The 26,048-nt window shown below is 72.1% G+C and carries 20 protein-coding genes; all 20 read right to left on the reverse strand.

Annotation, left to right across the window (positions count from 1 at the left end):
* Position 1 precedes the first annotated feature (1 nt).
* From ACFWPQ_RS02805 to ACFWPQ_RS02900, 20 genes are read right to left on the reverse strand one after another with little or no spacing between them, the layout of a single operon-like run.
* Complete coding sequence (locus tag ACFWPQ_RS02805) at positions 2 to 1,327, reverse strand: glutamate-1-semialdehyde 2,1-aminomutase (RefSeq protein WP_384029248.1); 1,326 nt, start codon at positions 1,325 to 1,327, stop codon at positions 2 to 4.
* Positions 1,328 to 1,334: 7 nt separating this feature from the next.
* The gene (rfbC, locus tag ACFWPQ_RS02810; RefSeq protein ID WP_384029250.1) at positions 1,335 to 1,886 is read right to left on the reverse strand and encodes a dTDP-4-dehydrorhamnose 3,5-epimerase; all 552 of its coding nucleotides are present in this window, start codon (positions 1,884 to 1,886) and stop codon (positions 1,335 to 1,337) included.
* Complete coding sequence (locus ACFWPQ_RS02815) at positions 1,883 to 3,133, reverse strand: polysaccharide pyruvyl transferase family protein (protein WP_384029252.1); 1,251 nt, start codon at positions 3,131 to 3,133, stop codon at positions 1,883 to 1,885. The genes rfbC and ACFWPQ_RS02815 overlap by 4 nt, the downstream gene beginning before the upstream one ends.
* Positions 3,130 to 4,077, reverse strand: coding sequence for a glycosyltransferase family 2 protein (locus tag ACFWPQ_RS02820; RefSeq protein ID WP_384029254.1), 948 nt, complete (start codon positions 4,075 to 4,077; stop codon positions 3,130 to 3,132). Before ACFWPQ_RS02820 ends, ACFWPQ_RS02815 begins: the two co-directional genes overlap by 4 nt.
* Positions 4,074 to 5,363 carry a hypothetical protein gene (locus ACFWPQ_RS02825; protein ID WP_384029256.1) on the reverse strand — a complete coding sequence of 430 codons (1,290 nt, stop codon included), beginning with the start codon at positions 5,361 to 5,363 and terminating at the stop codon, positions 4,074 to 4,076. Before ACFWPQ_RS02825 ends, ACFWPQ_RS02820 begins: the two co-directional genes overlap by 4 nt.
* 5 nt (positions 5,364 to 5,368) lie before the next feature.
* Positions 5,369 to 6,652, reverse strand: coding sequence for a DUF4910 domain-containing protein (locus tag ACFWPQ_RS02830; RefSeq protein ID WP_384029258.1), 1,284 nt, complete (start codon positions 6,650 to 6,652; stop codon positions 5,369 to 5,371).
* Complete coding sequence (locus ACFWPQ_RS02835) at positions 6,640 to 7,674, reverse strand: NAD-dependent epimerase/dehydratase family protein (RefSeq protein WP_384029260.1); 1,035 nt, start codon at positions 7,672 to 7,674, stop codon at positions 6,640 to 6,642. Before ACFWPQ_RS02835 ends, ACFWPQ_RS02830 begins: the two co-directional genes overlap by 13 nt.
* 6 nt (positions 7,675 to 7,680) lie before the next feature.
* Positions 7,681 to 8,328 (reverse strand): PIG-L deacetylase family protein, encoded by a 648-nt coding sequence (locus ACFWPQ_RS02840; protein WP_384029262.1) that lies wholly within the window; start codon positions 8,326 to 8,328, stop codon positions 7,681 to 7,683.
* Entirely contained in the window at positions 8,325 to 9,119 is a 795-nt protein-coding gene (locus ACFWPQ_RS02845) for a sugar phosphate nucleotidyltransferase (RefSeq protein WP_384029264.1), read from the reverse strand. Before ACFWPQ_RS02845 ends, ACFWPQ_RS02840 begins: the two co-directional genes overlap by 4 nt.
* The gene (locus tag ACFWPQ_RS02850) at positions 9,116 to 10,363 is read right to left on the reverse strand and encodes a methyltransferase domain-containing protein (RefSeq protein ID WP_384029266.1); all 1,248 of its coding nucleotides are present in this window, start codon (positions 10,361 to 10,363) and stop codon (positions 9,116 to 9,118) included. Before ACFWPQ_RS02850 ends, ACFWPQ_RS02845 begins: the two co-directional genes overlap by 4 nt.
* Positions 10,360 to 11,601, reverse strand: a complete 1,242-nt coding sequence (locus ACFWPQ_RS02855; protein WP_384029267.1) for a glycosyltransferase — start codon at positions 11,599 to 11,601, stop codon at positions 10,360 to 10,362. Before ACFWPQ_RS02855 ends, ACFWPQ_RS02850 begins: the two co-directional genes overlap by 4 nt.
* A gap of 2 nt (positions 11,602 to 11,603) precedes the next feature.
* A complete protein-coding gene (locus tag ACFWPQ_RS02860) occupies positions 11,604 to 12,848 on the reverse strand; it encodes an O-antigen ligase domain-containing protein (RefSeq protein ID WP_384029329.1) in 1,245 nt (414 codons plus the stop codon).
* Between the two features lie 13 nt (positions 12,849 to 12,861).
* On the reverse strand, positions 12,862 to 14,403 hold the full coding sequence (locus tag ACFWPQ_RS02865; RefSeq protein WP_384029269.1) for a right-handed parallel beta-helix repeat-containing protein: 1,542 nt from the start codon (positions 14,401 to 14,403) through the stop codon (positions 12,862 to 12,864).
* Between the two features lie 8 nt (positions 14,404 to 14,411).
* A complete protein-coding gene (locus tag ACFWPQ_RS02870) occupies positions 14,412 to 16,418 on the reverse strand; it encodes an alginate lyase family protein (RefSeq protein WP_384029271.1) in 2,007 nt (668 codons plus the stop codon).
* Positions 16,418 to 18,607: a bi-domain-containing oxidoreductase gene (locus ACFWPQ_RS02875; RefSeq protein WP_384029273.1), complete on the reverse strand. Its 2,190-nt coding sequence runs from the start codon at positions 18,605 to 18,607 to the stop codon at positions 16,418 to 16,420. Before ACFWPQ_RS02875 ends, ACFWPQ_RS02870 begins: the two co-directional genes overlap by 1 nt.
* 16 nt (positions 18,608 to 18,623) lie before the next feature.
* The gene (asnB, locus tag ACFWPQ_RS02880) at positions 18,624 to 20,558 is read right to left on the reverse strand and encodes an asparagine synthase (glutamine-hydrolyzing) (protein ID WP_384029275.1); all 1,935 of its coding nucleotides are present in this window, start codon (positions 20,556 to 20,558) and stop codon (positions 18,624 to 18,626) included.
* A 3-nt stretch (positions 20,559 to 20,561) separates the two neighbouring features.
* The gene (locus tag ACFWPQ_RS02885) at positions 20,562 to 22,109 is read right to left on the reverse strand and encodes a Wzz/FepE/Etk N-terminal domain-containing protein (protein WP_384029277.1); all 1,548 of its coding nucleotides are present in this window, start codon (positions 22,107 to 22,109) and stop codon (positions 20,562 to 20,564) included.
* Positions 22,106 to 23,479: a Wzz/FepE/Etk N-terminal domain-containing protein gene (locus tag ACFWPQ_RS02890; protein WP_384029279.1), complete on the reverse strand. Its 1,374-nt coding sequence runs from the start codon at positions 23,477 to 23,479 to the stop codon at positions 22,106 to 22,108. Before ACFWPQ_RS02890 ends, ACFWPQ_RS02885 begins: the two co-directional genes overlap by 4 nt.
* The gene (locus ACFWPQ_RS02895; RefSeq protein WP_384029281.1) at positions 23,476 to 24,774 is read right to left on the reverse strand and encodes a glycosyltransferase family 4 protein; all 1,299 of its coding nucleotides are present in this window, start codon (positions 24,772 to 24,774) and stop codon (positions 23,476 to 23,478) included. Before ACFWPQ_RS02895 ends, ACFWPQ_RS02890 begins: the two co-directional genes overlap by 4 nt.
* Complete coding sequence (locus tag ACFWPQ_RS02900; protein ID WP_384029283.1) at positions 24,731 to 26,047, reverse strand: nucleotide sugar dehydrogenase; 1,317 nt, start codon at positions 26,045 to 26,047, stop codon at positions 24,731 to 24,733. The genes ACFWPQ_RS02895 and ACFWPQ_RS02900 overlap by 44 nt, the downstream gene beginning before the upstream one ends.
* Position 26,048 lies beyond the last annotated feature (1 nt).

Raw genomic sequence — 26,048 nt, forward strand, 5'->3', positions numbered from 1 at the left:
GTCACGCGAGACGGCGGAACACGGGCTTCACCGCCCGCCCGGCCAGCCACGGGGTGGGGTCGTCGGCGTCCAGTGCCTGCCGGTACACCGCACATGCGTCGGCCACCACGTCGACGGTGCGGTCGATGTCCGCGTCGTCGAGTGCGCTGCTCACCACGAAGGACGGGGCGAGCACCCCGCCCGCGAGGAGCCGGCGCAGGAACAGGGTGCGGTACCGCTGCGACGGCTGCAGGTTCCCGTCGAGGGTGGCGAAGACCAGGTTGCTGGCCCGGCCCCGGACGACGACGTGGTCACCGACGCCCATGGCGGCCGCGGCGTTGCGGACACCGGCGGCCAGCCGCTCGCCGAGGGCGTGCAGCCGCGCGGTGACGCCCTCCTCGACGTAGGTGGCCTGCACGGCCATCGCGGCTGCCAGGGAGTGCGTCTCCGCACCGTGCGTGGTGGACAGCAGGAACACCCGGTCACCGGAATCGCGCAGTCCGCCCCGTTCCATGAGGTCGCGTCGTCCCGCCAAAGCCGAGACGGCGAATCCGTTGCCCAGCGCCTTGCCGAACGTGGAGAGGTCGGGGACGACGCCGTACAGGCCCTGGGCGCCCGCCTCGGACCAGCGGAAGCCGGTGATCATCTCGTCGAAGACCAGGACGCAGCCGTGCCGGTCGGCCAGCTCGCGCAGGCCGGCGAGGTATCCGGGCGGCGGCTCGGTGTGGGTGGCGGGCTCCAGGATCAGGCAGGCGATCTCGTCCGGGTACCGGCTGAGCAGTTCCTCCGTGGCGGCCAGGTCTCCGTAGGGGAACGCCACGGTGAGCTCGTTGGTCGCCGCCGGGATGCCGGCGGACATCGGTGTGGTGCCGATGAACCAGTCGTCGACGGAGAAGAACGGATGGTCGGCGCAGATGGCCACCCGCGCGCGGCCGGTGGCGGCGCGGGCGAGGCGCACCGCGGCGGTGGTGGCGTCGGAGCCGTTCTTCGCGAACTTCACCATCTCGGCGGTCGGCACGGTGGCCAGGAAGCGTTCCGCGGCCTCGACCTCCACGATGGACGGCCGGACGAAGTTGCTGCCGCGGCCCAGTTCCCGCCGTACCGCCTCGACCACGCGCGGGTGGGCGTGGCCGAGGCTGACCGACCGCAGGCCGGAGCCGTACTCGATGTAGCGGTTGCCGTCGACGTCCCACACGTGGGCACCGCTGCCGTGGCTGATGACCGGGGCCAGGTTCTCGGGGTACTGGTCGTCGCCCTTGGCATAGGTGTGAGCGCCCCCGGGGATCATGGCGTGCAGCCGCTCGTTGGCTGTCCGCGACAGGGGCAGGTGGAGCTCTTCGGTGTCCACGAGGACCTCAACTCTCTCTGTGCTTCAGGACCTCGGCGAGACTCGGCGCCTCTCGGTCCCGTCGGGACATCAGTGCGACCGGCAGCGGCCAGGGAATGGCCAGCTCCGGGTCGTCGAAGGCGATGGTCACGTCCTCGGCCGGATCGTGCGGTCGGTCGATGCGGTACGAGGTGTCGGCGGTGTCGGTCACTGCCTGAAAACCGTGCGCGCATCCCGCGGGAATGTAAAGAGTTGGTTGTGTTTCTCCTGAAAGTTCAAAGGAGGCCCAGTTGCGGAAGGTGGGAGAATCCGGCCGCAGGTCCACGACGACGTCGAAGATCCTCCCGTACGAGCACCGCACCAGCTTGGCCTCGCCGGCGCCGGAGCGCAGGTGCAGGCCGCGCAGCACGCCCCGGACCGAGCGGGAGACGCTGTCCTGGACGAAGGCGTGCGGGTCGAGGCCCACCGAGCGGACCACGTCGGCGTCGAAGGTGCGGCAGAAGAAGCCGCGTTCGTCGGCGTAGGGCGTCGGCTCGAACAGGAACGCGCCCGCGATCTCCGGGACTTCGGTCGCTTTCATGGAGACTCCTGCCGGGCGTGGACGTGCGAGTGGGCGTGGGTGGGGTCGGTGGCCGGAAACAGGGTCGCGGTCAAGGCGGCGAACTGCTCGTCGAGTTGCCGGGCCGCGTCCAGGTTCCGCTCGGCGAGGGTCTGGCGCAGGTCGGCGGAGTTCTTCTCCAGCGCCCGGAACTGTTCAAGGAGCCGGTCGGCGTCGACCTCGCGGGCCGGATGGCAGTACGCGCCGAGGCCCATCCGGGCCATGAGGGCGTCACTCTTCGCCGCGTAGCAGAGGGCGAGCACCGGTGTTCCGGTCTTCAGCGCGCAGATCAGGTTGTGGTACCGGACCGCCACGACGGAGTCGGCGGCCGCCATCTCCTTCATCAGGTCGGCCAGTGAGGCCGGTTCGGCGGCGGTGACCAGCGATGAGTCCACCGCGTCGAGGATCGCGGCGACCACCGCCTCGTCGCAGTCGTCGCCGGTGAGCAGCCGGACCGGCCTGCCCTCCTCGACCAGCACGCGGACGAACCGGATCGTCCCGTCGAGGTAGCGCCGGTGGATCTCCTCGGCGCGGGCGCGGTCGTCGTTGCCGCCGTGGAAGTCCATGACTCCGAGGCAGACCGGGCCCGGTGAGCCCGAGGGCGCGCTCGTCGGCGGTGTCGGCAGGGAGAAGGCGAGGTCCGGGTAGACCTCGTCGTGCGTGGTGTCCACGCCCATCGCCCGCATCGCGTCCCGGGACTGGGCGTCCCGGTAGGACCGGTACGCGGCGAACCGCGCCGACCAGCGCACCAGGGCCCGGGTGGGCCGGTTGCGGATCTCGGCGGCGCCGACGCTGACCAGCGCGACCCGGGTGCCCAGCAGCCGGCCGCTCGCACAGAGCAGGAAGAGCGAGTACGGGAAGCCCCAGGGCCGCAGCGGCAGGGTGGCCTCCAGGACGCCCATGCCCGGGACGATCACCACGTCGTGCCGGCGCACCCAGGCGGCGGTGCGGAAGACGTCGACGAGTTTGCCGAGTCCCTTCGAGGCGATCGCGCCCACGCGTGAGGCGGTCCGGTACTCCGCGCGGTTCCAGTGCATCCGGGTGGCGGGGATCCCGAACCGGGCCGTCACGGCCTCGGGCCCGCCGCACAGCGCGTCCACGACCGCCTCCGGGTGCTCGGCGCGGAGGTAGCCGAGGACGGCCTCCAGTGACCCGTCGTTGCCGAGGTTGCCGGAGCCGAGCAGGCCGAACACCCCGACGCGCACCGGCTTCTTGTCCGCGGACGTCATCGCCGCCTCCCCTCACGGCCGGCGACCAGGGCGTCGACGGAGACCGTGAGCTGGGCCGGGTCGACCGGGGCGCGGTCCTCGACCCGCTCGCCGGCGCCCGGCCGGACCCTGCTGGTCATCCACGATGCCAGGTGGCCGTAGCAGGCGCGCCGGTCGGCCGGGGACAGCGGCGCCCGCCGGATCGCCGAGGCGAAGCCCCAGACGTACTCGGCGAGCAGCCGGGGCGTCGGGTGCAGCAGGCCTGCCCGGCGCGGGTCCAGGTTGACGCACCGGGAGCGCTTGGACGGGTTCGCCCGCTCGGCGCGGGTGGGGTGGTCGCGGCGGAAGTACAGCAGCTCCGGCACCTGGTGGAAGCGCCCGTGCAGGGTGATCTCGGCGACGAACGTGCGGTCCGCGTGGTGGTAGCTGTCCATCGGCCTCACCCGGCGCAGCATGTCGGCCCGCATCACCCCGTAGAAGTCGTCGCCGCCCGGCTCGAACAGCAGGCTGCGGAAGCGCTCCGGCGCGTGCGGCGAGCCGGTGGCGAGCGTGTACTCGTAGGGGACCGTCACCTGGCCGTCGCCGTCGATGACCGCCTGGTCGGTGTGTGCGAGGATCACGTCCGGCCGCTCGTCCAGCGCCTCCACGCAGCGCCGGATCAGGTCGCGGCCGTAGAGGTCGTCGTGCGAGGCCCACTTGAACAGCTCACCCCGGGACTCCGCGAACACCCGGTTGTGGTTCGGTGTGGCGCCGATGTTCCGGGGCAGCCGGAGGTAGCGGATGCGGGAGTCCTGCGCGGCATACTTGCGGCAGATGTCCTCGGTCCCGTCGGTCGAGGCGTTGTCGGAGACGACCAGTTCGAAGTCCTCGTAGGTCTGGCCAAGGAGGGCGTCGAACGACTCGGCCAGGTACTCCTCGCCGTTGTACACGGGCAGGCCGATGCTCAGCCTGGGTCGGTCGGTCATGCGGTCCTCACTTCGGGGATGGGATGGCGGTGGCGCTCGCGCAGGGCGGACCGCAACTGCAGCCACCACACGGCCGAGCCGCTGAGGGTCGCGGCGGCGACGCCCCAGGCCGAACCGGCCGTGCCGGCGACGGCCGCTCCGCCGAGACCGCCGCCGACATAGCAGGCGGAGGCGAACAACTGGCAGCGCAGGCTGCGCCGGGCCGCGCCGAGCGCGCGCAGCCCGGCCGCCGCGCCGGTGCCGAGGCCCGCTCCCGCGACGCTCAGGGTGATCTGCACGATGAGGTGCGAGGAGGAGTGCCAGACGTCGCCGAGCGCCAGGTCACCGAGCCGGTCCGGCATCAGCAGCAGCGCCGAGCCCCAGAGCAGCGCTCCGGCGGCCTGGCCGCCGCCGAGGAGGAGGCAGAACCTGCCCAGTTGGTGCGGGGCCTGCCGCAGCACCCGGGCCGCCTCCGGGACGGTGACCAGCGAGAGCCCCATCAGCACGGCGAGGAACGGGCCCATCAGGAGCTCGGCGCCCCGCACCGCGCCCACCGCGCTCACCCCGACGATCACGCCGAGCCCGTACGCCCGCACCTGGCTGGCGCCGCTGAGGCTGACGTTCTCGACCAGGTACCGGTAGCCGAGATCGCGCTGCTCGCGCAGCCAGCCGCGTGCCTCGGCCGACCGGGGCCGGATGCCGGACTGGAGGTAGCCGTATCCCGCCGCCACCGTGGCCGACCCGCCCCAGGCGAGGACGAACGCGGCCACCGTGTCCACGTGGGCCGCGACCACCAAGGCGGGGACGAGCGCGATGCCCCACACGACGTCGTTGACGAACGCCTTCCGCCCCGCGCCGGCGGCGAAGAACGAGAACCGCCAGGCGTCCTGGAGCAGCAGGCCCGGCAGCATGACGGCGAGGGCGGTGAACGCGGGCCCCACGCGGCCGCCGAGGCCGAGCCCGGCCGCCAGACACACCACGCCGAGGGCCGCGCCGACGCCGAGGGCGGTACCCGTCGAGCGGGCCACCGCCCCGCGCCAGGACGCGTCCGGCACGCCGCTGAAGCGCACCACGAGCGGGTCGGTGGCCAGGCCCCGGGAGACGTTGAGCACCACGCCGTACGTCACCCAGGCCAGGCTGAAGACACCGAACGCGGTCACTCCCAGCGAGCGGGCCACGTAGAGGCCCACCGCGAAGTTGCTGATGCTGGAGGCCGCCTGGTCGGCGAGCCCCCACGACAGCCGGCCGACGAGGGCCCGCTTGGCGGACCCGGCCGGTGCTGTCGTCTTCTCCCCCTGGGTGGTCATGGGCGTCATTCCTTGACCAGGTCGGCGCCGCGCAGCGCATCGGCCGCGGCGGCGACGGTGTCGAACGGGAGCCCGGACCGCTCGGCGACGTCCAGCAGGCTGTGCTCGCCGTCGGAGAGGTTGAGCACCCAGAGCATGGCCATCTGGGCCTGCTTGGTGTCGCTGCGGCCGCCGAGCGCGTCGTACAGCCCGCGCCGGCCCAGTTGCGGTTCGCCGTAGGGACTGAGGTTGACGTACCGCCGGTTGCGGTCGAGGACGGCGAACGCCTCGCGGCAGACGGCGAGGGTGTCCGCCATCGCCGCCGGGGAGACGAAGTCCAGGTTGTCCGCCGAGGTGTGGTACTCGGGGTAGCCGGCGTACGGGGTCCGGGTGAGCGAGCCGACGCCCAGGTTGAACCCGGGTGAGCAGAACTGCCGCTCGTCGTAGCCGTACGGGGTGAACTCGGTGATGCGGTGCGGGCGTTCGGACGCGGTCAGGACATGCTGGAGCACCCGGTCGATCTCCGCGTCGCCGCGCCGGCTCTGCTTGTACGTCACTTGGCCCGGGTCGCCGGCGCAGGCGAGGACGAGGCCGTGCCTGACCCGGTCCACCCGCTCCGCGTTGCGGGCCAGCCAGGTGATCGCCCCGATGGTGCCGGGGGCGAACAGGAACCGGTAGGTGTAGTACGTCGGTTGTTCGGCAAGGGCGCGGGCCAGGTACGTCGCCACCGCGATGCCGGCCAGGTTGTCGTTGGCCAGCGACGGGTGGCAGACGTGGCAGGAGACGATGACCTCGTCGGGGACCTGGCCGGGGACCACGTACTCGGCGTAGGTGAGGTGGCCGTCGGCGAGGGTGGAGTCGATGCGGACCTCGTACTCGCCGTCGGGCATGGCGTCCAGGGTCTCCTGGGCCAGGCAGAACCCCCAGTCCGGCTTGTAGTAGCTGGTGCGGTACGGCACCCAGGACGGGTGGTCGGGCAGGGTGTGCAGGTGGCCGCGCAGCTCGGCGAGGGGCATGGTCGCCGACACCGGGACGCTGTAGCCGAGCACGTGCAGGCTGGACGCGGCGAAGTCGACGACGCGGTTGCCCGCGCTGTCGGCGATGTACGCGTCCCGGATGTTCCACTCCTGCGGCACCGTCCAGTCGAGCACCTGCGTCCCGGTCGGTACCTCGTGCACCTGCAGTGGGATGTACTCGCCGACGATGTCCAGGGTGGCGCGCACGCCGTCGCCGGTGATGCTCCGGCAGAGCGGGTACATCCGCTCCACCAGCGCGTACATCTCCTCGCTCACGTCGGTCACCGGCGCCACCTGAGGGTGTCGTCGACGGTGCCGGCCTCGGAGGCCGCGCGCAGCACGGCGAGCCGGGTGAAGCGCTGCTCGAAGGCCTCCCGGGTGAGGTCGAACTTCCGGTAGGCGTCGGCGAGTTCGAGCGCGCCGCGCTTCACCGTCCATTCGCAGTCGAAGCCGGGGATCGCGGCCCGGAACCGGGAGAAGTCCACCCGGTAGGACCGCGGGTCGGCGCCGGTCTCCCCGGTGATCACCACCTTGGAGCCGGTCACCGCCTCGGCGACCTGCTCGGCGATCTCGGCGACCGTGACGTTGTTGACCTCGCTGCCGATGTTGAACGCCCGGTCGTGCACCGCCTCGCGCGGCGCGGTCAGCGCGGCCGTGAAGGCCCGCGCGATGTCGGCGGCGTGCACCAGCGGGCGCCAGGGGGTGCCGTCGGAGAGCACCAGCACCTCGCCGGAAAGCAGCGCGTGGCCCACGAGGTTGTTCAGCACGATGTCGGCGCGCAGCCGGGGCGAGTAGCCGAAGGCGGTGGCGTTGCGCATGAAGACCGGGGTGAAGTCGTCGTCGGCCAGCGCGTGCAGGTCGTCCTCCACCCGGACCTTCGACTCCGCGTACGGGGTCACCGGGCGCAGCGGGGCGTCCTCGGTCACCAAGTTCGACAAGTCGGGGTCGCCGGCGGCGCCGTAGACCGAGCAGGTCGACGCGTACAGGAAGCGCCGCACGCCGGCGTCGCGGGCCAGCTGCGCCAGCCGGACGGACGCGTGGTGGTTGATGTCGTAGGTGAGTTCCGGCGCCAGCGAGCCGAGCGGGTCGTTGGAGAGCGCGGCGAGGTGGATCACGGCGTCCACCCCGGCCACGTGCTCGGCGGTGACGTCGCGCAGGTCGACCTGGTACCCCTGCGGGTCATCGGGCTGCGGGCCGAGGACGCAGTCGGCGAACAGGCCGGAGTCGAGGCCGACGACCTCGTGCCCGGCGGCCTTGAGGACCGGGGCCATGACGGTGCCCAGATAGCCCTGGTGTCCGGTCAGTAGTACGCGCAAGGTGGTTCAACCCCCCAGGTTGAGCGTGAGTTTGGTGACGGCGAACGCCTCGGCGTAGCGCGCGTGGCATTCGATGCCGCGGATCCGGGCGAGGCCCAGGAAGGCCTCCCGGTCGTACCAGGGCCGGTGCCGCTGCGAGGGGTAGTGCTCCTGCAGCAGCCGCACCTTCTGTTCGGCGGTCTCCGGCTCCAGCGGCTGGTACGCCGACGGCCGGCCGAGGTCGCCGTCCCACTTGACGATCTCGTAGCCGAGCACGAGGTGGTCGCGGAAGGCGGTGGGCAGCAACTGCGCCAGGCCGCGGTGGTCCTGGTGCGCGTCGTCGGTGCGCGGGGCGAGGATCAGATCCGGGTCGGTCCGCTCGCGCAGTTCCTCGACCGCGGCCTTGGCCTCCTCCCAGTGCGCGGGCAGCCTTCCGTCCGGCAGCTTGAGCACGGTCAGCCGCAGGTCGGCACCGGGGCAGAAGGCCGCAAGGGCGGCCTGCTCCTCCTGCTCGCGCTCGCTGCCGCCGCCGGAGAGCACCAGCGCGTCGACCCGGACACCGGGCCGGGCCCGGCACAGCGTCAGCAGCGTGCCGCCGGCGCCGATGGCGATGTCGTCGCAGTGGGCGCCCACCGCGACGATCCGGTCCAGGGGTCCGGCCCCGAGCCGGATCACGCTCTGGCTCCGGCGGTGTCCCGCTCCCACACGGCCCACGGACGGTCGCCCTTCGCGTAGGCGTCGTCGAGCGCGGCCCGCTCCTTCACGGTGTCGGTCGGCTTCCAGAAGCCGCGGTGCTGGTGCGCCACCAGCCGTCCCCGCTTGGCGAGTTGGGCGCAGCCGTCGGCGACCAGGTCGCCGTTCTCCGGTATGTGGTCGAAGATCTCCTGGCGGAGTACGAAGTAGCCGCCGTTCTCCCACAGGGGCAGTTCGCTCACCGCGGTGATGCCGCCCACCAGGCCGTCCTCGCCCAGCTCCACGCAGTGGAACGATGACTGCGGCGGCACCACCATCATCGACGCCCCGGCGTCGCGCGCGGCGAACTTGTCGATCATCTCCGGCAGCGGGGCGTCGGTGAGCACGTCGGCGTAGTTGGCGAGGAACATCTCGTCGCCGTCCAGGCGGTGCCGTACCCGGCGCAGCCGCTCCCCGATGGGTGACTCGATGCCGGTCTGGGCGAAGGTGATCGTCCAGTCGGCGATGTCGGTGGAGAGCAGTTCGGTCTTCCCGCCGCGCAGGACGAAGTCGTTGGACGTCGTCTCCTCGTAGTTGAGGAAGAAGTCCTTGATGTGGTGGGCCCCGTATCCGAGGCACAGGATGAACTCGGTGTGCCCGAAGTACGCGTAGTAGCGCATGACGTGCCAGATCAGCGGTCGCGGGCCGACCATCGCCATCGGTTTGGGCACGTCGTCGGAGGTTCCGTTGCGCATCCGCATCCCGTAACCGCCGCAGAACAGGACGACCTTCATGCTGTGACCTCTTTCGCGGCCTCGACGATGCTCAGTTCCGGGATGGGGAAGACCAGCCGGCCGCCCCACTCGTGCACGAAGGCGAGTTGCTCGACGAGTTCGGCCCGCAGGTTCCACGGGAGGACGAGGACGTAGTCCGGCTTGTCGGCGGCGATCCGCTCGGGCGGCAGGATCGGGATGCGGGTGCCCGGGGTGAACCTGCCGTGCTTGTAGGGGTTGCGGTCGACGGTGTAGGCGAGCAGGTCGGGGCGGATGCCGCAGTGGTTGAGCAGGGTGTTGCCCTTGCCCGGGGCGCCGTAGCCGACGACCGTCTCACCGCGCTCGGCCGCGTCGATGAGGAACCGCAGCAGGTCCCGGCGCACCTTGGCGACGCGGGCGGAGAACTCGGCGTACCCGGACAGCTCCTGCAGTCCGGCGGCCTTCTCCCGGTCCAGTACGTCGGCCACCCGCTGCGTCGGCTCGCCGGCCACCTCGGCCGGGCGGGCCCACAGCCGGATGGAGCCGCCGTGCGTGGGCAGCAACTCGACGTCCACGAGCGCGAGTCCGCCGCTCGCAAGGGCCCGGATCGCCGAAGCCACCGTGTAGTACTGGAAGTGCTCGTGGTAGATCGTGTCGTACTGGTTCTCCTCGATCAGGGTCAGCAGGTGCTGCACCTCGATGGAGACCCAGCCGTCGTCGGCGACCAGTGCGCGCAGCCCCTGGGTGAAGCCGACCACGTCGGGGATGTGCGCGTACACGTTGTTGGCGACGACCAGGTCCGCCGGGCCGTGCTCGGCGCGGACGGCGGCGCCGGTGTCCGGGGAGAGGAACTCCGTCAGCGTGGGCACCCCCGCCTCCCGTGCCGCGGCGCCGACGTTCACCGACGGCTCGATGCCGAGGCAGCGGATCCCCCGGTCCACCACGTGCCTCAGCAGGTACCCGTCGTTGCTCGCCACCTCGACCACGAAGGCGTCGGGGCCGAGCGGAAGCCGCTCGACGGCACCGGCGACGAAGGTGCGCGCGTGCTCCACCCACGAGGTCGAGTAGGAGGAGAAGTAGGCGTACTCCTTGAACGTCTCCTCCGGTGTGATCAGCGGCGGGATCTGCGCGAGCCAGCAGTCGGTGCAGACCCGCAGGTGCAGCGGGTAAGCAGGCTCCGGATCGTCCAGTTGGTCCACGGCGAGGAAGCTCTCGCACGGCGGCGTCGCCCCCAGGTCGACGACGCTCGCCGTCGCCTCCGAGCCGCAGAGTCGGCATCGTGTCATCTGTTGTCCCCATCCCCCCTGCTCGCGCGGGTGTCCCCGTCGCGAGCCTGTGCTGACCGTCCCGCGATCGCGGTGCGGTACTCCTCCAGCAGGCGCTCCAGGCCGACGGCCGGGCTGAAGCCCTGCTCGTAGCGGCGGCGGGCGGCCTGGCCCATCTCCCGGTTGCGGACCGGGTCGGCCGCGATCCGGCGGATGCCGGACGCGAGCGAGGCGGCCTCGCCCGGCCGGTGCAGCAGTCCGGTGACCCCGTCCTCGACGAGTTCGACGAAGGCGCCGTGTCCTGCGGCGACGGTCGGCACCCCGGCCGCCATCGCCTCCACGACCACCAGCCCGAACGCCTCCAGCCACGTCGAGGGAGCCACCACGGCGACCGACCGCGCGATGAACTTGCGGCACTCCGCCGTGTCCAGCAGGCCGACGTAGCGCACGTCGTCCCGGCCCGCCGCCCAGGCGGTCACCTCCCGCTCCAGCGGCCCAGTGCCGGCGATCACGAGCGGCACGCCCACCCCGCCGACCGCCGCGATCTCGTCCCACGCGGCCATGAGCAGCCGTACGCCCTTGGCCTCCGCGAGCCGGCCGAGGTAGAGCAGGTGCTCTCCCTCGCCGTCCCGGCAACTGCCCGGGTCGGGCACGAAGTTGTGCTTCACCGTCAGCCGCTCGGCCGGCATGCCGGACCGGACCAGGACGTCGCGCTGTGCCGCGGAGATGCAGAGGAACCGCTCCACACCGGACCACCACCGCCGCCGGTTGGCCGACAGGCTGACGGCGAGCGGCACCGTCGCGAGGCGGGAGCCCCGGTAGCAGCCGTGCCGGACGGCGGGCAGCGGTGCGGAGCCGACGCACTCGGTGCACGGCCGGCCGTCCCGCTGCAGCGTGCCGGGCGGGCAGACCTGGGTGTAGTTGTGCAGCGTGGCGACGGCGGGCACCCCGGCGTCGGCGCACGCGGCGAGGACCGCGGGCGACAGGAGCGGGAAGACGTTGTGGACGTGCACCACGTCCGGCCGCTCGGTGCGCAGCCGGGCGGCGAGTTCCGTGCGGACCGCCGGGTTCCAGGGCACGAGGAGCGGCACCGCGATCTTGCCGAGGAGGGACCGGGCGGCGATGTCGTCGCTGCGCCGCTCGAACACCTCGACGCGGTGGCCGGCCGCGCGCAGCAGCTCCACCTCCTGGTCGACGACCTTGTTCTCCCCGCTCGGCTGCGCCGAGCCGTAGCGGTTGTGCACCACGAGGATGTGCATGGTCAGCTCACCTCCGATCGTCTGGGGAGTTCGGCCGTCGGGAGGGGTGTCGCCGCGACGGGCGACGCCAGCAGCGAGGCGGCCAGCGCCAGATGCAGCAGGTACGGCGAGGCGTCGCCGAGACCGGCCTCGGTGTAGGAGGCGATCGCGCAGTAGCTGATCAGGAAGATCGCGCAGGCCCGCTGCAGCGACGGCGGCCGCAGCAGCGCCACGGCGCCCAGCACGACGATGATCACCGCGACGAGGGTGACGCCCATCAGGCCCTGCTCGTTGTAGACGGCCAGCCAGCTGTTGTCGATCGGCAGCCCGCCGAACGACTTGTCGCCCAGGCCCACGCCGAGCAGCTTCTCCGAGGTGGTCCGGGGCGCGGCGAGCAGGGCGTCCCAGACCTTGGCCCGGCCGGTGAGGCTGGAGAAGTTCTCCTTGGTCTGGCCGCGCAGGAACCATGTCTGCAGGGCGGAGGCGAACCCCACCGCGGCCACCACGCCGAGCAGCACCGCCCAGCTGAAGAACCGGCGGGCGGCCGCGCTGGCCAGGATGAGCGAGCCGATCGCCAGCGCCAGGCCGAGCAGCAGGCCGAGCGTGGCCGTGCGGGTATGGGTCAGCGCGAGCAGCACGAAGGACGGCACGATGACCACGGCAGCGCTGGTCCGGTCGGTCCGGTGGCCCAGCAGGAGCAGCACGGTGAGCCCGATGATCACCGCCGCGTACTGCCCGATCTGCGGCGGGGTCAGCGGCCACAGCGCACCGACCAGGCGTCCGCCGTAGAGGTCGGGCAGGGCCGCGCCCGGTGAGACGACGAGGCCGGCGGCCACCGACCCGAGCACCGCGAAGTACGCCCGGATGTGGTATCGGACGAATGTCAGGCTGCCGTCCCACCAGCGGCTGAGCAGCCACAGGGTGCCGATGAAGAGAGCCAGCCGGAAGCAGCGGAACAGCGCGCCGAACCCGGACTCCAGGTTGGCGCTGGAGATCACGCTCGTCACCAGCAGCAGGGTGAGCAGCAGCAGGTAGGCGCTGGGCCGGATGCGCAGCCGGAGATTGACGGCGAGCGCCAGCGCGAACGCGGCGACCAGGGCACCCATGGTGACCATCTGGATGAGGGAGCGCGGCAGCGGGACGATGGTCTTCGCCCCGGCGGAGCCGAGCGTGTTGAGGACCAGCAGCCCCCAGACGATTCCGACGATCCTCGGGGTGCCGGCGGAGCCCGGTTCGGCGCCGGACCGCGTGTCCGGCACCGTGTTCATCTGCGCGTCCATCTCAACCACCGGCCCCTGGGTCGAGAGTGCTGCCCGCGTCCTGCCGGTAGTCCATGCCCTGCCACTCGTCGAAGTCGAGCACCCGGCTCGGGTCGTAGGCGACGAACTCCCACGGTCCGAGGTAGGTGTTGTGGTGCCAGCGGTTGTCCTGCTTGTGGGTGATCGCCTCGGCCACCTTCTCGCCCTTGTACGGCGACCAGTCCGGATAGGTGCCGTAGTTGGACAGCACCGCCATGCGGTCGCACATCTCCGTGCACTTGACCACGGACTCGTCGAGCACGAAGCGGTTGTCGTGGATGTCCACGCGCTGCGTCTTCCATCGGCAGTCCGCGTAGAGCGGCGCCTTGTCGATCGCCGGTTTCGCGCAGCTTCGGGCGTTCTTCACCAGCAGCGTGCAGTCACCGGAGGAGGTGTTGGCCGGGCTGTTGCAGAAACGGTCGGCGTTCTCCCACAGGGTGATCCCGGACCAGTTGTTCTCCAGCACGTTCCGGTAGATCTCGATCTTGTCGGTGCGGGCCCGGACCCGTGGTTCGCCGCCGGACTCGGACAGGTAGATCGTCGCGTACGGGAAGTTGTCGCCGCGGTCGGCGTACCTGCGGCCCTCGACCCAGTTGTTCCGCCGGATCGTGTTGTTCCGGATGATCGCGTTGTAGCTGGTCTCGTAGATCAGCGCGGCACCGTCGTTGGCCTCGAGCACGTTGTTCTCGATTACGAAGTCGTTGTTGTCGGTGTCCGCCCACAGCCCCGCTCCGTGGTTGCCGTGCACCCAGTTGCCGCGTACGTCGGCGCCGTCGACGGCCCAGAACTTGATGCCGCCGGTGCAGCCGCAACCCTCCTGCCTGCGTTCCCAGTTGTCGGTGTTGTTGCCGACGATCTCGTTGTCCTCGACCACCAGGCCGCTGATACCGCCACCGCCCTTGTACGCGTTCATTCCGTACTGTCCGTTGTCGCGCAGGCAGCTGGCGCGGACCTGCTGGCGGGCCCCGGCCATCAGCCCCGCCCCTGAGTTGTCCTGGATCGTCGTGTGCTCGATCACCCACCCGTCGGCCGAGTCGTGGTTGACCACGCCCTCGTTCTGCGGCGCGACGAACCGCTGCACGGTCAGGTAGCGGATGGTGACGTCGGGGGCGGTGCCCGCGAAGGCGTACTGGTTCTTCTTCCCGCCGTCGAGCACCGCGCCCGGCGCACCGAGGTAGTGGTCTCCCTTCTTGGGGATCACCTGGGCGTAGCGGTCCGGGGCGAGCCGGTGCTTGCCGGGCCGCAGCCAGAACGTGGTGTTCGGGGGGCTGTTCTTGGTCTTCGCCGCCAGGTCACCGACGACCGAGGGGTCGACCGTCACCGCGCCGGCCGGCGCCTTCGCCGGTCCGGCCGCGGGGTTGGCGCACACCCGGGCCACGGCCCGGGCCGCGGACGTGGCCGTGGACGGTGCGGCGGTCGGCTCCGCGGCCCGGGCACCCGACGTGCTGTCGCAGCCGGTCGCCGTCAGCAGGGCCAGCGCCAGCGATGCCGCCGCCGGCGCCCAGTGCCGCCTCTTGATCACCACGTGCCCCCCTAGCCGCCGAACCTGAGCACGGTGGTGAACCCACCCGCGCCGTCAGCGGGTTCGGTGCCGGTGCCGGTGCCGGTGCCGGTGCCGGTGCCGGTGCCGGTGCCGGTGCCGATCAGCGTCGTGCTGGGTTCCTTGCGCCCGAAGCCCGCGGAGTACCAGCCGAGCGGTGGGGCGGTCTCCCCGCGGTGCGCCCGCCAGGACAGCTGCCCGGGCAGGTCGAGCACCGCGGAACGCCCCTCGCCGTCCCGGATCCAGGTGAGCACCGCCCGGTTCCCCACCAGGTCCGCGGCGATCTCCGGGCCGAGGTGGAAGGCCAGTTGCACGGTCCGGTACGGGCCGCGCACCTCGTCGACCACCTTCAGCTCCTGGCTCTCGGCCGTCAGCTCCACCCGGCGGCGGTGCACGGTGCCCTGGTACCCGTCGTGCTCGGCACACCAGCGGGCCACACCCTCGCCCGATGTGTCCGCGGTCAGAACGCGGGTGCGGGCGTGCCGGGTCCACAGGAAAGGGCCGCCGGAGACGGACTGGTCGCCGCCGTCCAGTTGCAGCGTGTTGTGGCCGAGGGTCGAGCGGAAGTACTGCCGCCACTCGGGCTGCCCGTGGTAGCAGAACGTCCCGGGGTCGGCGAGCACGTCGACCCCGTCGTGCCGGACCTCCACGGACAGCGCGTCCGCGTGGGCGTGCGCGGCGATGGACAGGAAGCCGTGCGGGCCGCCGTCGCAGCGGCACCAGATCCCGCCCGGACCGCGCAGCACGGTGAGCCCCGCGTCGGCGAAGTGGGCCGGCCTGCTTGCCGGGCGGGACACGGCGGGTGCGGTTCCGTCTTTCGCGTACGGCCGGATGAGCGCGGCCAGCAGCGGGGTGCGCACATCGGTGCCGGTCACCGCCGGCCACCAGTCGAGCCGGCCGAACACGGCGTCGCCGGTGGCGAGCAGCGAGGCCCAGCGGTCGGTGCCCGCGCCGTCCACGACCAGACCGTGTCCGTCGTCGGCGTCTCCCTGGCGCGGCGGCCGCAGCCGGTTGTCCACGACGGCCGCGAGGGCGTCGGTCATCCGCAGCAGCACCAGCCGGACGGACGGCGGGACCTGCACGCCCGCGGCATCCGCCTCGGCAACGGCGGCCAGGCCGAGTTCCAGCACGAGGCCGTGGTACTCACTGGCCAGCTCGCGGTTGATGCCGGAGGCGAAGGTGTTGCTCCGCAGGTGCCGCTCCAGCGACCGCAGCGCGTCGGCCCGCCAGCGCGCCGAGGAGGGGAACCAGTCGAACGCGCAGGCCGCCGCGAGCTGTCCGGCGGCCTCGGCGATGACGTGGTTGTTCGCCGAGGACCCCCGGCTGGGGAAGGCGGCCAGCCAGCGCTGGTGGTGCCAGATCTGGTTCCGCGCCACCGGGTTCTCCTCGAACAGCCCGGCCGCGCCCGGCCAGTCGTCGAGCAGCCGGCGGACCCACACCCAGGACAGCAGCCGGATGCCCAGCTCGATGCCGCTGATCCAGTGCACGCCCCGCAGCGGCGGGTTGGCCGCCCACCAGGACCGCAGATGCGCGGCGACGCGCTCGGCGTACCGCTCGTCCCCGGTGACCGCGTAAGCGGCGGCGAGCACGGTGAGGTACTGGTGCCGGGACGGCTCCCAGATCTGCTTGATGTCCCCGACCACGTCCTCGTTGCGGTACGGCACGTCGAAGGCGTAGCCCCACGGGGCCCGGCGCCCGGTCTTCGGGTCGCACCACCAGTCCGGGTCGGTGAGGTCGTCGCGGACCACCCCGAAGTACTCGACGTGCCCGTACATCAGCCGGTCCGCCTCGGCGACGAGGCGTTTCGCGGCGTCCGGCGGCACCGCGGCGATCGTCCCGGCGGGGAGTACGGCGGTGAACCGGGCGCCGGTCACCGGGGGGCAGTCCGGCCGTGCGGACCGCCAGCGGCGTCTGCGCACCGTGTCGCCCGCCCGGCCCGCGATCTCCCGCGGCCCCATCCGGGACAGCCGGCGCAGGTACCAGCCTGCGCTCATGGTCATCAGGCCCTCGCCAACGTCACCGGCGCGCCGCCGGCCAGGCCGGCCTGCACGGCGAGGGTGGCCGCGGTGGTCGCGACCAGGGACTCGAGCGGCACCGGCATCGGCCCGCCGGTGCGCACGGCCTTGATGAACGCGGCCAGTTCGGCGTTCTGGCCCTTGTCCCGGGCCTTGGGCAGCCGCGAACTCACCCACCGCTTACGGCTGTACACCGAGGCCCGGACGAAGTCGTCGAGCCGCAGCACCTTGCCGTCCGCGACCAGGTCCAGCGTCTCCTTGGGGAAGCCGGGCGCGCCGGTGGTGACGTAGCTGATGGTGGCGGTGGACCCGTCCGGGTAGCGGAGCACGACCTGCAGGTCGTCGCTGCCGGCGGTGGCGACCGCGTAGACCGAGACCGGGTCGGCGTCGAGCAGCCAGCTCGCCGTGTCGATGAAGTGGCCGCCCTCGCCGGCGAACCGCGAGCCCTCGGTGCCCTGCTGGAGGTACCAGCTGCCGTGCTGCAGCCGGCCCGCGTTGACCAGGTAGCGCAGGCTCGCCGGACCGGTCCGGACGCCGAACCGCTCCTTGGCCTCCTGAAGCAGCGGTGCGAACCGGCGGTTGAAGCCCACCTGGAGCCGGTCGTTGCCGGACTCCTCCACCGCCGCGAGCACGCCCGCCAGTTCGTCCTCGGTGAGGGCCAGGGGCTTCTCCACGAACACCGTCTTGCCGGCCAGCAGCGCCTTGCGGGTCAGTTCGGCGTGCGAACTGTGCCGGGTGACCACGAACACCGCGTCGACGGACTTGTCGCCGAGCACGGCGTCGAGGTCGGTGGTCGCCTCGGTGAAGCCGAACTTGCGCTGCGCGTTGGCCGCGGAGAGCGCCGTCGTGGTGACGACGGTCGACAGCTCGACGCCCTCGCGCTGGGCCAGGTGCGGCAGCAGCATCGACGTCGCGTAGTTCCCCGCGCCCACGAACGCCAGGCGCACCGGGGACTGGGCGGCCCGGGCCGGGGCGGGCGCAGCCGCACCGCGGCGCACCGCGGGCACGGCCACCGACGGGGCCTCCGCCTCCCCTTCCCCTTCCGTCGTCTGCTCGGGGTACCGGAACAGCACGGCCACAGCCTTCAGTTCGCCGTCCTTCAGCCGCCGGTACGTGTCGACCGCGTCGTCGAAGTCGGCGACATGGGAGACCAGGGGCTCCACGTCGACGCGGCCGCGGGCGACGAGGTCGAGGAAGCAGGCGAGGTTGCGGCGCTCGGTCCAGCGCACGTAGCCGATCGGGTAGTCGCGTCCCTCCAGCTCGTACTCCGGGTCGTAGCGCCCGGGGCCGTACGACCGCGAGAACCGGACGTCGAGTTCCTTCTCGTAGTACGCGTTCCACGGCAGGTCCAGGCGGCACTTGCCGATGTCGACGACCCGGCCGCGGTCCCGGCAGAGCCGGGCGGCCAGCTCGACGGGCTGGTTGCTGCCGCCGCCGGCGGCCAGGTACACCTGGTCCACGCCGTGCCCGTCGGTGAGTTCGGCGACGGCGGTCTCCACGGCCGCGGAGGAGGGGTCGCCGCAGGCCACGGCGCCCAGGCGCTCGGCCAGTTCGCAGCGGGACGGGTCCGGGTCGGCGCCGACGACGCGGGCTCCGGCGGCGGCCAGGAGCTGGACCACCAGCTGCCCGATCAGGCCGAGGCCGATGACCAGGGCCACCTCGCCGAGCTGGGGCTCGCCCTGGCGGACGCCCTGCATCGCGATCGACCCGACGGTGCCGAAGGCGGCGTGGCGCGGCGCGAGGCCGTCCGGCACCGGGGTGTAGAGGTTCTTCGGCACCCAGTTCAGCTCGGCGTGCAGCGCGTGCTCGTTGCCGGCGCAGGCCACGAGGTCGCCGACCTTCACGTCGTCGACGCCGGCGCCGACCTGCTCGACCACCCCGCACAGCGAGTAGCCGAGCGGCGTGTAGGAGTCCAGCTTGCCCATCACCTTGCGGTAGGTGGCGGGCAGCCCGTTGGTGGCCACGCTCTGCATGACCTTGGCCACCTGGTCGGGGCGGGAGCGGGCCTTGCCCAGCATCGACATGCCGGCCTCGGACACCTTCATGAGCTCGGTCCCGGTGGAGATCAGCGAGTAGGCGCTGCGGACCAGCACACCGCCCGGCTTGCACCCCGGAACCGGAACGTCGAGCACCGCCAGCTCGCCGCTCTTGTAGTTCTGCACTACCTGCTTCACCCGAACTCCTGAATTCCTATGCCGTCAACCGAGTGCTCTGGCCGGACCCGGAGGTCGCGTCGCGATACCAGTACTCGAGGGTCAGTACGTGCCACAGATGCTTGGAGAAGTCCTGCTGCCCGGCGGCGTCCTCGGCGACCATGCGCGCGAGTGCGTCACGGCGCAGGAACCCGGACCGGACGAGCTCGCCGTCGTTGACCACCTCGCGCACCAGCGGTGCCAGGTCCCGGCTCATCCAGGCCCGCAGCGGGGCGCTGAACAGGCCCTTGGGCCGGTACACGATCTCCCGGGGCAGGACCGAGGTGGCCGCCTCCTTGAGGACGGCCTTGCCCTGCCGTCCGACGATCTTGCGGTCGCCGGGCACCGCGAACGCGGCCCTGACCACCTCGACGTCCACGTACGGCACGCGTACCTCGGTCGAGGCGGCCATGCTGGAGCGGTCCGTGTACGTGAGGTTCAGGCCCGGCAGGAACATCCGGGCGTCGGTGAGGCACATGCGGTTGACGAAGTCGTCGAGGTCGTTGTCCGCGTAGACGTCCGCGTGCTCGGTCAGCACGTCCTCGACCGTCCCGGCCAGGTCCGGGTCGAGCAGGGCGAGCAGCTCGTCCTGGTCGTACATGGTGTAGCTGCGCCGGAAGGCGGTCTCCTCCGGCAGGTCGGCGAAGGAGAGGAACCGCTTCGCGAAGCGCACCGACCGGTACCCGCGGCGGCTGGTGGCGACCGGCAGCCGGTCCACGGCCGCGGACACCCCGCGCCGCAGGGGCCGCGGGACCCGCTGGTAGCGCAGCGCGATCAGGTTGGCCAGGTGCTTGCGGTACCCGGCGAACAGCTCGTCCGCGCCCATCCCGGAGAGCATCACCTTCACCCCGGCCTCTCGCGCGGCCATGCAGATCAGGTAGGTGTTGATCGCGGCGGGGTCGCCGATCGGCTCGTCCAGGTGGTACGTCATCTGCGGCAGCAGGTCGAGGACGTTCGGCGCGATCTCGATCTCGTGCAGGTCGACGCCGAACTGCTCGGCGACCTGCCGGGCGTAGCGCAGGTCGTCCGGCATCGCCTCGAACCTGGCGTCCTCGGCGCGGAACCCGATCGTGTAGGCGGAGATCCCCGGCTGGTGGCGGGCCGCCAGCGCGGTCAGGTAGCTGGAGTCGAGGCCGCCGGAGAGGAAGGTCGCCACGGGGACGTCGGAGAGCAGGTGGCGCCGGGTCGACTCCTCGACGATCGCGGCCAGGTCCGGTGTCTCACCGGCCCGGGCCCGCTCCCGGCCCTCGGCGGCGACGTCCTTCAGGTTCCAGAACCGGCCGCGCTCCACCCGGCCGTCGGGCCGGCACCGCAGCCAGCTGCCCGGCTCCAGCTTCTCCGCCTCGCGGAACGCGCACCGTGAGTCCGGCACCCAGTAGTAGAGCAGCGAGGCCACCAGCGCCGCGTCGTCCACCTGCAACGACCGGCCGGTGGCGACGGAGAGCGCCTTCAGCTCGGAGGCGAACACCAGGCCGCCGCCGCGCCGGAGCAGGAACAGCGGCTTGATGCCGAGCTGGTCGCGGGCGAGCACCAGGTCGCCGGTGCGCTCGTCGAAGACGCCGAACGCGAACATGCCGCGCAGCCGGGGCAGGCAGTCCGTGCCCCAGCGCCGCCAGGCCTCCAGGAGCACCTCCGTGTCGGAGGTGCCGCGGAAGCGCACCCCCGTGGCTTCCAACTCCGCCCGCAGTTCGGGCGCGTTGTACAGCTCGCCGTTGTAGGTCAGGACGAGGCCGTCCGAGACCATCGGCTGGGCGCCGGTGTCGGACAGGTCGATGATGGCCAGCCTGCGGTGTCCGAGGTGCACCTCGCCGTCGCCCACGGGGTGGCTGTACCGGCCCGACCCGTCCGGACCGCGGTGGGCGAGGGTGTCGGTGAGCCGGTCGGTGACGATCTTTCCGTCCGGCCATCGGTAGGTGCCTGCGATGCCACACATGTGCTAGCGCACCTCCTGCTCGTTCTCCGGGCCGCGGGCGGCCCACACCGGCTGCCGCTCCGTCCGCCGCCGGCCCGTCCCCGGCTGCGTGGCCGGCCGCTCCGTCCCCGCCTGCGTGGCCGGCCGCTCGCTCCGGCCGCGCAGCGCGGTCTGCAGCCCGTCCCACAGGGTGCCGTCGGTCCGGTCCCGCGGGTCGGGGTCGATCAGCACCACACCGATCACCGGGATGCGTTGGTCCGCGAGCTGCCGCGCCACGGTGTGCAGCCAGGCGGCGCTGCCGTGTCCGGCCCGCACCACGAGGACGGTCTGGGTGCCGAGGTACTGCAGGTCGGTCCACGCCGTGCCGGGCGCCACCGAGCCGACGCCGATCCTGCGCTCCTGGGGCGACACGGTCGCGGCCTGCTCGGCGCCGACCACGGTCGGGTCGCCCGGCTTCTGGCGGCGGCCCGCCAACTGCCGGCCGGGCAGCGCGTCGACGACGGTCACCGGCCCCTCCGCCGCCAGGGCCCTGGCGAGGTCCAGGGCGATCACGCTCGCGCCGCGCGCACAGCCCAGTTCCAGCAGCGACACCGGTTCCGTGGAGCCGCGCAGGGTGCGGGCCAGGGACGCGGCGAGCCGTTCGCGGGTCAGCCGGGTCCGCCGGCGCTGCCACGGCCTGCCCGGCCGGCGGGGCAGCTCCGCGATGACCGAGGCGCCCAGGTTCGCCGAGATGTCCCGGCGCAGCACGGGGCGGTCCGCCACCACCGTGCCGACCGCGGCCAGCGCGAGCCCGAGGAAGAGCCCGAGGACGAGGCCGATCGCGGAGTCGGTGGCGACGGCCTTGGGCAGGGAGTGCCGCAGTGCGCGCGGGGTGTCCACGATCTGCGTGCCGGCGACGACCTGGGGTGCGCCGGTCCGCGCGTCCGCGGCGCGCTCGTCGAAGTCGGAGATGCGCGAGTTGAGTTCGGCACGGCGGGCGAAGAGCGACTCGAGGGTCGCCGACGCCTTCGGGTCGCTGTCCGCCTGCTGGTTTCCGATCTCCTTGTTGACCTGGGCGAGCTCGTCCCGCATGCGGTCCCGCTGGTCGAGCAGGGCCTGGGCCTCGGCCTGCGCGGTCCGCTGCATCCGCTGCACGTGGTCCGCGACGAACGCGTCGGCCAGCGCCTTGGCCCGGGCCACGGCCTGGGCGTCGGTGTCGCCGCTCACGGTGATCTGCAGCAGGTTGTTGGTCAGCCCGGCCCCCTTGTACTCCTGCAGGAAGTCCTCCGGTTTCTCGGTGGACTTGAGGGACCGCAGGGCCTTGCCGGCGATCTGTGTGGTCTGGAGCAGCTGGACGTCGGTGCGGATCAGCGTTCCGGTGTCGTTCGGCTGGTCCGCTTCGTGCGCGACCAGTACTTCGGTCACCGCGGTCGGCGCCGGCGGCATCGCGACCGCCAGCCCGGAGCCTCCCAGCAGGCCGAGGAGTGCCGTGGCGTACCAGAGGCGGCGGCGCCTGCGCACCGACACCACCAGGGCCTGAAGGTCGAGAAGCGGAGTGGCGGCCGACGACTCCGCGGTCGTGCTGGTCGTCACGCTGAACCTCCTGTGGCCTGGCCGCGAACCGCGAGTGCGAGAGTGGCGTCGTCCGGAGTGTGGTGGCCGGCGGACCGGGTCTCACGGGCGCGGACCGGGTCGGCGACGACGATGCCGAGGACCTCGTGCCGGCCGTCCGCACACGCCTCGGCGATACCGGCGAGCTCCTCCGCGGTCCAGCTGCCCGCGCTGAGGACGACGAGGGCGCCGGACTCGGTGTCGCGGTCCGGCACGATCGGCCGGTCCACCGAGACCTCCACCACCCGCAGCTGCGGATCGCTCTTGGCCTCGGCGGCGAGCTGTCCGGCGGCCCGGCGGGCGATCTCGTCGCCGTCCGGTACGACCACCAGCAGGCGCCGGGGGGCGGGCAGTTGGTCACGGAGGCGGGCGCACACCCGCCGGTAGCGGATACGTCGAGCGGCCTCGTCGTCGGACCTCGGCGGGGTCGGCAGGTCCCACCGGGTGTCGGCGCCGAGGAGCCGGCGGAGCCTGCTGCGTCGGGCGCCGCCTTCCGGCTGGTGCGCGCCGCGCCCTCCGTCGGGCACCTCCACGGTGCCCAGCAGCGTCGAGCCCAGCGCCGCGGTGATCTCCGGTTCGGTGCGCAGCCGGCGGTTCATGCGTGCGGCGGCGAGGTGGCCGACGACCGCGAGCAGGAGGAACAGCAGCGCTCCGGCGGCGATGAGCTGGATCCTCGTCGGCGGTGCCTGGCCGGTCGGCCGGGCCGACGGCCCCATCACGACCATGCCGGCCTTGTTGGTCGCCGGGTTGGCCTCGTCCAGCTTCGTCATGGCCTCCTCCAGCGAGGTGCTCAGCTTCTCGAGCTCCGTCCGGGCCTGCACGCCCTCCACGGTCTGCCCTGGATCGGCCGCGTCGGCCAGCTCGGTGATACGGCGGTTGGTCTCCTCGACCTGCTTGCGCAGCGCCTCGGACTCCGTGGCTGCCGCGGAGTCGGTGCCGCCGCCCGCGATCCGGGAGGCGAACTTGACGAACTGCTGGGCCACTTGGTCGGAGAGCTGCTGCGCCCGCTTCGGGGTGTCGGCCGTGCCGGAGATCTTGATGATGTTCCCGTCGGCGGCCGAGGCGGTCACCTGGTCCCGCAGTTCGGCATTGCTGACGTCCGTCCAGCGGAGCGTGGCGGCCGCCCGGTCGACCACCGTCGAACTGGTCGCGATGTCGACCTGGGTCAGCAGCTCACGTTCTTCCCACTGCCCTGGCAGCAGGACCGACGCCGACGTCGTGTACGTCGGTGGGAACACCACCGAGGCGCCGTAGCCGACGAGTGCGCCCACGACGGCGAAGGCGGCCAGAAGCCGCCAGCGCCGGCGGAACATCCGCCCGATGGTGACCAGACGTATCGATTCCTCGCTCAACTGCGCTGCCTCTTTCTTGTTCGAACCTGATCGGCCGCCGACACCGGGGTGTGGTCACGGCAGGCGGCTGCGTAGGCAGCAAGCAGCGACGCTTGCGAGTTGCGCCAGGAGAGCGGTCCGCTCACCCGCTCCTGGCCGATCTTGCCCATCCGGGCCCGCTTGTCCGGATCGTCCAGGAGCAGCGCGATGAGCCCGGCGAACTCGGCCTCGTCGTTGGCGGGCGCGTAGACGGCGGCCTCACCGGCGGAGACGCGCGCCTCCTTCAGGTCGAAGGAGACGATCGGCCGGCCCATCGCCATGTACTCGAGGACCTTGTTCATGGTCGACACGTCGTTGAGCGGATTGCGCGGGTCGGGCGAGAGGCAGACGTCCGCGGTGGACAGGTAGCGCACCAGGTCGGCGTCCGGGATGCGCCCGGTGAACTGCACCTGGTCGTCGAGCCCGAGCCGCCGGGACAGCTCCGTCATCGCGTCGAAGGCGTCGCCGGAGCCGACGAACACCGCGTGCCAGTCGGTCCGCCCGAGTTCGTCGCGGAGCTTCGCGAGGGCCCGCAGGGCGTAGTCGACGCCGTCCTGGGGGCCCATGACGCCGAGGTAGCACAGCAGATGAGGCTTGCCGCGCTTCAACTCCTCTTCCGCCGGCACCGGTTGGAACCGCTCGATCGCGGGCGCGCTGCGCACCACGAAGACGTCCTCCGGCCGCCGGCCACCGCGGCTCACCGCGACGTCCCGGTAGCTCTCGTTCGTCGCGAGTACGACGTCCGCGGCCCGGTAGGTCCGCCGTTCCAGCGCGCACACCGCGCGGTAGAGCAGGTCCTTGCCGCGGTCGAACCGGGAGAGGTACAGCTCGGGCACCAGGTCGTGCTGGTCGAAGACGAACCGCGCTCCGCGCCGCTTCATCCACAGCGCGGGCAGGAACAGCAGGTCGGGCGGGTTGCAGGCGTGCACCACATCGACCGGGCCGACCTTCCGGGCCAGCCGGACCGTGTGCCACAACGCCGAGCCGTACTCCCGCAGATACCCGGACGGCCCTCCGGTGGCGGCGCGCAACGGGTAGCGGTGGATCCGCACCCCGTCGATCTCCGCCTCCGGCTCGGTGTCCCGTTTGGTCCCCTGGGGGCAGATGACGTGCACCGTCCACCCCGCGTCGCGCAGCGTCGTGCACTCCTGCCACACCCGCCGGTCGAAGGGCACCGACAGGTTCTCCACCAGGATCAGCGCGCGCCGGCCGGGCCGGTCGCCGCCGGTCGTGTCACCAAGCAAGGCCCACGTACCCCGGTTCGGCCCGGCGCACATCGGCGTCGGGAAGGTGGATGAGGTCGACGATCACCGGGCCGTCGCCATGGGGCAGCGCCGACAGCACGGCCGGATCCCTGGTCCCGACCAGGCACACCTCGGCGTGGTCGAGCACCTCCTCGACGGAGTCCGCGAGGAGCTGCGCGAGGTGCGGCAGCCGGGTCTCGATGTACTCGCGGTTCGCGCCGAGCAGCCGGGAGAGGCTCACATTGGCGTCGTAGATCTTCAGGTCGTACCCCTTGCCGAAGAGCCGCTCCGCCAACTCGACGAGCGGGCTCTCGCGCAGGTCGTCGGTGCCGGGTTTGAAGGACAGCCCGAACAGTCCCGCCCGGCGTTTGCCGGTGCGCTCGACCAGCTCCACCGCGCGTTGCAGATGGTCGGAGTTGGAGGGCAGCACATGGGAGAGGATGGGCACCGAGACGTCGGCCCGCTGTGCCGCGTGGACCAGGCTGCGCAGGTCCTTGGGCAGGCAGGAGCCGCCGAAGGCGAAGCCGGGCCGCAGATAGGCGGGGCTGATGTTCAGCTTGCGGTCGGCCAGGAACACGTCCATCACCTGGTGCGAGTCCACCCCGAGCGCCTGGCACACCGCGCCCAGCTCGTTCGCGAAGCCGATCTTGAGGCCGTGGAAGGCGTTGTCCGCGTACTTGATCGCCTCGGCCGTCGGGATCGGCACCCGGAACACCTCGCCGGGCAGGCCGTCGTACAGCGCCAGCACCGCGTCGCCGCTCGCCGCGTCGAGTTCGCCGACGACGGTCTTGGGCGGGTCGAAGAAGTCCCGCACGCTCGTGCCCTCGCGCAGGAACTCCGGGTTGACCGCGACCCCGAAGTCCACCCCGGCCGTGCCGCCGGTGTTCTTCTCCAGGATCGGTACCAGCAGGTTCAGGCAGGTGCCCGGGAGCATGGTGCTGCGGAACACGACGGTGTGCCGCCCGCCCCGTTCGGCCAGCGCGGCGCCGATCTCCTCGGTGACCCGCTCCAAGTAGGTGGTGCACAGGCTGCCGTTGGGCTCCGACGGGGTGCCCACGCAGACCAGCGAGATCTCGCTGTCCATGATCGCCTCGCGGACGTCGCCGGTGGCGCGCAGGGCTCCGGTCCGCACGACCTCGGCGATGAGCTCGCCGATACGTTCCTCCACCACCGGAGCCTTGCCGTCGTTGACCAGGTCGACCTTGACCTGGTTCACGTCCACCCCGATGACCTCGTGGCCCATGCCGGCCAGGCACGCGGCTGATACGCAGCCCACGTAGCCGAGCCCGAAAACGCTGACTCTCATG

The sequence above is a fragment of the Streptomyces sp. NPDC058464 genome (genome assembly GCF_042721035.1).
GTDB lineage: Bacteria > Actinomycetota > Actinomycetes > Streptomycetales > Streptomycetaceae > Streptomyces.